Source organism: Desulforamulus profundi (genome assembly GCF_002607855.1).
In genome coordinates, this window is the sequence record NZ_AWQQ01000029.1 from 1 (window position 1) to 6875 (window position 6875).

Consider the following 6875-nt stretch of genomic DNA (forward strand, 5'->3'; position numbering starts at 1 on the left):
GTTCCGCCAAACCCCGGTACGTAAGAGACCAGCTGCAGCTTATCCAAAGCACGCTCCAGGATATGGATAAGTCAGTAATTGAAAGAGCGCTTCACTATTGCTTAAAGAACAGGCTTTACAGCGCCAGCGATTTTGGTGATGCGGTGGGTTACTTCCGGCAAAACGCCAGCCTTGGTACTGAGCCGTTTTCGAGTGCGGAGATTAAGACCATTGACTGGGTGCGGCAGGACTGTTCCTTACCCAGAGTTGGAAGATAAATCCAGATTTCTTAAAAATTTATAAAAACACTTGACAGCCATGTTGTTTCTATTTACCATAAAAAACATAAAGAATAGTATACTTTTTTAGTATACTTTAACCCGCAGAGAGGTAAATTAATGAAAGTTTAGTCGAGCCGTGGAATTTTCGCAAAAAGTGATCCGGTCTCTTATAAAATTTAGGGGGGCTTGCGGTTCTGTTTGGTATTCTGAAAAACTTGATGTTGGAAGGGAAGCACGATTTTTTAGCATTAAAAGTATACTAGTTTTGTATACTTTATAGTGCGGGAAGAAATAGTCCTAACTTTAAGGGGGAGAACAAGTATGAAAGAGGGTCTTAATGCTTTTGTTTTTGCAGACCCGGAGAAGTGTATCGGCTGTAGAAGCTGTGAAATGGCATGCTTTGCCGTCCACAGCGGGAATAAGCTTACAGTGGGCTGCATCACATCACCCGTTATGCCGAGGCTGTTTTTGGTCAGAACACCGGAGGCTACGGTGCCTATTCAGTGCAGACAATGCGATAATGCACCCTGCGCCAAAAGCTGTCCCGCGGGAATAATCTCAGAAATTGACGGCCGAATAATAATCAATGAGGAAAAATGTATAGAATACCAAAACTACATAGGATGCAAAAACTGTGTTACTGCCTGTCCTTTCGGCGCTATCGACCTGGTACCTGTTTATGTAAACGTCGAAACGGAAAAACAGCATATAAAGGCGATAAAATGCGACCTGTGCGCGGGGAGAACGGAAGGACCTGCATGTGTTGAAGTGTGCCCTGAAAAGGCTTTAAAACTGGTAAACACTACACTGCTGAAAAAAGAGAAAAATATTGCCGCATTGAAGAGTTTTATGAACGCAGCAGGAATTTTTTAGAAAGGGGGAAAAGACGTGCAGGTTGTATATATCGATCAGGATTTATGCACCGGTTGTGAAAGGTGCAAGGAGGTATGCCCCGCTGATGCAATAAGCGGTGAATACGGAAAGCCGCAGGCGATAGATGCCAATAAGTGCGTGTTCTGCGGTCAGTGCATACAGATTTGCAATGCCTTTGTTTCGAACCACGCAAAAGACAATCTCTGTATAAAAAAGAAAAAAAAGGAAAGAAATATGCTGTCCAGCGTTAAGGAGCCTCTTTTTGCCGCCTACAACATTGGGCATGCACCTTTAGTCAAAGAAAAACTTCGGGATAAGAGTTTGTTTAAAATGGTTCAGTGTGCACCGTCGGTAAGGGTGTCTATCGGTGAAGATTTCGGTTTGGCATATGGTACTGTTACGCCGGGAAAGATGGCGGCAGCTTTGAGAAGGCTGGGGTTTGACAGGGTTTATGATACCAATTTTGGAGCGGATATGACGATAATTGAGGAAGTCAGCGAACTAATTAAAAGGATGTCGGAAGGCGCCACGCTTCCTATGTTTACTTCCTGCTGTCCTGCCTGGGTAAAGTATGTGGAATATTTTTACCCCGCGTTGATACCTCATCTATCAACATGTAAATCTCCTCACCAGATGCAGGGTGCATTAATGAAAACTTATGGTGCTAAGATTGACAATGTTGATCCCGGGTGCGTCTATACGGTGTCTGTGATGCCCTGTACCGCTAAAAAATTTGAATGCCAGAGACCGGAAATGGAAGACAGCGGTTACAGGGACGTGGATGCGGTGCTTACCACAAGAGAACTGGCATATTTGATAAAGGAGGCAGGAATAGATTTCAAAGCCCTGCCGGAGGAAAATTTTGATGCACCTCTCGGTGATTATACGGGAGCCGGCGCCATATTCGGTGCCGCAGGGGGCGTTATGGAAGCCGCCTTAAGGACAGGATACGAGTTTATAACGAGAAACACTATTCCTAAAGTTGATATAGAGGAAGTAAGAATCGGCACAGGGGTAAAAAGACAGAATATAAAAATAGGAGACCGGGAATTTAGGGTTGTGATAGTAGCGGGATTAAAAAACGCTAGACCGCTGTTGGAGCAGGTAAAAGAAGGCAAGGCCGATTTCGATTTTATGGAAGTTATGGCATGCCCTGCAGGATGTATCAGCGGGGGAGGTCAGCCCAAGGTCGTGATAACGACTGACAATTTTAAAGCCTATGAAGCCAGGAAAAGGGCGATTTATCAGCATGATAAGAACTTGCCTTTTAGGAAATCACACGAAAATCCCAGCATAAAAAAAATATACGAAGAGTTCTTAAAAGAGCCCCTGGGAGAAAAATCTCATCACCTGCTTCACACTAGTTATATACCAAGGAGCTAATCTGAAATCATTTTGCTGTATACTTATCTTGCTCAAAAATCCAGTTCACTTCCGGACTTTAGCCGAATGCCGGTCAGTTCTTTTTTTCGCAGCAACTCACAGATTGGCAGGCTCTGCTAAAAATATCGATTTCGTAAATGGGACAAGGGGGTGATTTGATTGATATTGTTTTGTCCGCTCTAAAAAGGTAAACCTGTTATTTAATTTATTAACCAGTTTATAAGCAGGATGCCACTTAAATTCTAATTTTTAAAACAAAAAAGGAGTTGTGATAATATGAGCGATAACTACATCTATTCTGCGGAAAAAGTCATTGATGAACTTTCCCGCAAGCCTGATTTTGTTAGTACGGCCATAAAACGCTGGGAAAAACGTGATTCAAAATGCGGTTTCGGCTACAAAGGTATCTGCTGCCGGTTGTGTTCCAACGGTCCCTGCAGGATAACTCCCACTCAACCGGTAGGTATTTGCGGCGCCACTGCAGACAGCATAGTTGCACGCAATCTTTTGAGGGCAATAGCGGCCGGTGCTTCTTGCTATGTCCACCATTGCCGCAATACGGCCATGACACTGCTTTCCGCCGCTGAAGGTAAGTCTCCTTATATTATTAAAGATGAAGAAAAGCTCAGAAGATATGCTAAAAAGATAGGCATCAATATCAGCAAGGGCGTAAAAGAAATCGCTTATGAATTTGCTACCAAGGTTCTACAAGACCTTTCCAAACCCTATACGGAAAAAGTCGAACTTGTTGCAAAACTCTCTCTCCCGGCAAGGTTGCGACATGGCAAAAACTTAACATAATGCCCGGAGGTATCAACGAAGAAATCATTGCGGCGCTCACCAAAACGTCAACCAACTTAAACAGCGATCCCATTGATATGGCGCTGCACTGTTTAAGACTCGGTATCATTACCGGTATATACGGCCTTGAATTGACCTGCATAATGCAGGATATATTGCTCGGAACGCCTAAAATCGCTGAGACATATGCTAATTTCGGTGTCATCGACCGTGATTACATTAACCTTGCTACCATAGGAGGGCACCAACAGGTCGTTTCCAACCGTATCATGGAGCTGGCAGGTAGTAAAGAATGGATTATGAAGGCTCAGGAAGCGGGAGCTAAAGGCTTTAAGATCTACGGTGTAACCTGTGTTGGGCAGGACTATGAAATGAGATGTGCTTGCGATAAAAATAGTGCTTTTGGCGGGTACGTTGGCAACAATTTCACTTCGGAATATGTTTTGGGAACCGGAGCCATCGATCTTGTATTCTCAGAATTCAACTGTACTCTGCCGGGTATTGAACCGATCTGCCAGGAATATCTGGTAAAGCAAATATGCCTTGACGATGCAGGTAAAAAGGTAGGGGCGGATCTCTATCAATTCAAGCCTGAGAAAGCCGATGAATACGCTTCTATCGTCCTTGAAGAAGCCATAAAGTCTTACAAAAACAGGCGCGAAAAGGTTAAAATCGACATTCCAGCCGAAAAAACACCGGCCCTTACAGGATTCTGTGAGGACAGCATCAAGGCTGCGCTGGGTGGTTCATGGAGACCCCTTATTGATTTAATAGTAAAAGGTGATATCAAAGGTGTGGCAGGCGTTGTAGGATGTTCCAACATGGCCGCCAAAGGTCACGGCGTATATGGCGTGGAATTGACCAAAGAGCTTATTAAAAGGGATATATTGGTGCTCGGCTGCGGGTGTGTAGGCGGAGATCTTGAGAATGTCGGACTTTACGGACTGGAAAGCATCGAACTGGCAGGTCCCATGCTCAAGGAAGTCTGCCGCAAGTTAAACATACCGCCAGTATTGAATGTAGGTCCCTGCCTTTCTATAGGAAGAATACACATCATAGCAGAGGAAATTGCTGAGGAATTAAATGTTGATATTCCTAAAATTCCTATAGTTGCTTCTGCCCCTCAATGGCTTGAAGAACAGGCTTTAGCTGATGGAACCTTCGGTGTTGTTCTCGGTCTGGACCTGCTTCTCGGAACACCGCCTTTTGTGACAGGAAGCAAATTAATAGCGGAACTTCTTACCGCAAAATTAAAAGATATGACCGGCGCAAGATTTATGATAGAGGCCGATCCCATCCTCGGAGCCGATGCCATGGAAAATACCATAATGGAAAGACGTAAAGTGCTCGGTATCTAACTAAAAAGTTATTGGAGGAATGAAGATATGGATACCAAAAACGGCACAAAATATATCCTGGCAGACGTAAAAAAGTGCCTCGGCTGCCGGTGTTGCGAAGAGGCCTGCGCCGATGCCAACGGAAGCCTGCCTTACTGGGAAATTTTAGAATCCGGTATGACGCTGAGCCCTAACATAAGTATATTATATGTTCTTTTGGAAGATAAAAATTATCCCCTAATGGCTCAGGCCGTCTGCAGGCAATGTGAAGATGCTCCTTGTGTAAAAATATGTCCGGTAAACGCCATAAATGTAAACGAAGAAGGGATAAAAGTTATTAACAAGCAGCGCTGCATAGGATGCCACAGCTGCTCAATCATATGTCCTTCGGGGCGGTTTACATACCGGAAAAACATGCAGCTGCAACTAAGTGTACGCTTTGCGTAGAAAGAAAAGGAGCGGAGGGACAACCGGCCTGTGTGGAAGCATGTCCTAACGATGCGTTAAAATTAGTTGACACTAAAGAAATAGGACAGGAAAAAGTCAAAAAAATCGTCAGGGACAGCTTCCCCGGGGTGGCGTTCTGACAGCATCGGCAATGATGCCTTTAAGCGCCGGGTAAAAAAGGGAAACGCGGTCGTCCGTACTGACATCAAACCACGGCTAAAGCCGTGGTTTTTTTCTCGGAACCGTTGTTCCAAAAAGGGCAGGATCAAGGAAAAATACGGTTCAGCTTTAATCCAACCTGCAATTTGTATGAATTCTGCCTGGCATTGAGGATCATCCCATCAATATGCCCAACATCTATAAAAGATGAATTAGAGGTTAACTTAATGTTGGACATCTGTATTTGCTACTGTTCGTTAGACCAAACTGCCCGGTTGCGGCCCGATTCTTTGGCTTTGTAAAGGCGGCTGTCCGCGGTTTTCAGCAGGGTAGCCAAATCTTGCCCGTCTGCCGGGTACTGGGCTATTCCTGCGCTTACCGTAATATTACTGGCTTTCAGCATGCCTGACAGGGTTGCTTCGTTAAAGGTGGCGCGAAATCGGTTGATTACCTGCAAACTGGCTTCTACAATTGTCTCCGGCATAATAATTAGAAATTCTTCCCCGCCAAACCGGGCAGTTACATCAGACTTTCTGAAGCAGCGGCGGGCAACATCGGCCAACAGTACCAGCACCCGGTCGCCTTCATCATGTCCGTAAGTATCATTTACGACCTTAAATTTATCAATATCTATCAATGCCACAGAAAAAACACCGCCGTAACGTTTGGCCCGTTCCAGTTCTTGCTGCAGTACATTAAAGGCATAGCGGCGATTGGGTAAGCCGGTGAGGTGGTCGGTGAAAGATTCTTTTTGGGCCATGTTAACCAAGCGTGTATTGGCAATGCTAATCCCTATAAGGTTGGCGAACAGATTGATGATTTCAACCTTATATGCGTCAAAAAATGAGTTTTCTTGTTCCGCAAACAAGCTAAGACAGCCAAAAATATTTCCTTCTGAGAATAAGGGAATGCAGATATGGCTGCGCACTTCTGCATAAGAGGTCAGACGGTGGCAAAAAATACCCTGGCTTCGAGAGGGGTTAACGAGAGATTTTCCGGTTTTTACAGCCAGGCACTCAGTGGGAGTTATACAGCACCGTTCAGCATTAATATTTGTTGGCCCACAAGCGGCTTTTACCTCCATTTTGGTACGTCTGTTACTCACACATAGCAGTCGTATTACAGCATTCGGGTAGAGTTTATGCAGGATATTAACCGCTGCGTTATAGATTTCCTGTTCACTGCCAATGTTAAAAATAATATCAGTTAAAGCGAGGATTTTACGCAACTGTTCACCTCGTGTTTTTTCTCGCTGGATAGCGTGACGCAAATGGGTTTCTTTTTTATTTAGTTCTTCCACTTGGCTTAATAGATGTTTTTCCCGTGTGGTGACGCGTTCCAGCATTTCATTAAAGGACTCATAAATTTTCAAAATGCTGTCCTTTGCATCTCCTATGGTGGCTAAAGATGTCAAGACATTTTTTTGAACTTGTTTAAGGTGGTTTTTCTCCCTCCTTTGTGTATTTTATAAGAAAAATATTACCATTAAAACCATTTATTAACTGGTAATTAAGTAAATTTTTCCCATGCAATACTACTGCAAAAGAAAGTTGACCATAAATGTTGATAACTTTTCCTTCCACCACTAATGTACCGATATTTCACGCACCCGTTC

The 6875-nt window shown here is 44.1% G+C and carries 6 protein-coding genes and 1 pseudogene; 6 read left to right on the forward strand and 1 reads right to left on the reverse strand.

Annotation, left to right across the window (positions count from 1 at the left end; all coding sequences use genetic code 11):
• The 6 genes and pseudogenes from P378_RS19400 to P378_RS24450 form a co-directional block, all read left to right on the forward strand.
• On the forward strand, window positions 1–257 hold a 257-nt coding region (locus tag P378_RS19400), incomplete at its 5' end, for a hypothetical protein (protein ID WP_338013831.1).
• 324 nt (window positions 258–581) lie between these two features.
• On the forward strand, window positions 582–1133 hold the full coding sequence (locus tag P378_RS04330; RefSeq protein ID WP_099082393.1) for a 4Fe-4S dicluster domain-containing protein: 552 nt from the start codon (window positions 582–584) through the stop codon (window positions 1131–1133).
• A gap of 15 nt (window positions 1134–1148) precedes the next feature.
• Complete coding sequence (locus P378_RS04335) at window positions 1149–2516, forward strand: [FeFe] hydrogenase, group A (protein WP_099082394.1); 1368 nt, start codon at window positions 1149–1151, stop codon at window positions 2514–2516.
• A 276-nt stretch (window positions 2517–2792) separates the two neighbouring features.
• Window positions 2793–4675 (forward strand): annotated as a pseudogene (gene cooS / locus P378_RS04340) (anaerobic carbon-monoxide dehydrogenase catalytic subunit).
• Between the two features lie 27 nt (window positions 4676–4702).
• Window positions 4703–5101, forward strand: coding sequence for a 4Fe-4S dicluster domain-containing protein (locus P378_RS18875; protein ID WP_143338403.1), 399 nt, complete (start codon window positions 4703–4705; stop codon window positions 5099–5101).
• Window positions 5035–5241 carry a 4Fe-4S dicluster domain-containing protein gene (locus P378_RS24450; RefSeq protein WP_476588314.1) on the forward strand — a complete coding sequence of 69 codons (207 nt, stop codon included), beginning with the start codon at window positions 5035–5037 and terminating at the stop codon, window positions 5239–5241. The genes P378_RS18875 and P378_RS24450 overlap by 67 nt, the downstream gene beginning before the upstream one ends.
• 266 nt (window positions 5242–5507) lie before the next feature.
• Here P378_RS24450 and P378_RS04350 read toward each other — a convergent pair whose 3' ends face one another.
• The gene (locus P378_RS04350) at window positions 5508–6632 is read right to left on the reverse strand and encodes a sensor domain-containing diguanylate cyclase (protein WP_143338404.1); all 1125 of its coding nucleotides are present in this window, start codon (window positions 6630–6632) and stop codon (window positions 5508–5510) included.
• Between the last annotated feature and the right edge of the window lie 243 nt (window positions 6633–6875).

What these genes read in the sequence shown, in the direction of transcription:
- P378_RS04330 (WP_099082393.1), top strand. Translation starts at nt 582, where the DNA reads ATGAAAGAGGGTCTTAATGCTTTTGTTTTTGCAGACCCGGAGAAGTGT.
- P378_RS18875 (WP_143338403.1), top strand. Translation starts at nt 4,703, where the DNA reads ATGGATACCAAAAACGGCACAAAATATATCCTGGCAGACGTAAAAAAG.
- P378_RS24450 (WP_476588314.1), top strand. Translation starts at nt 5,035, where the DNA reads ATGTCCTTCGGGGCGGTTTACATACCGGAAAAACATGCAGCTGCAACT.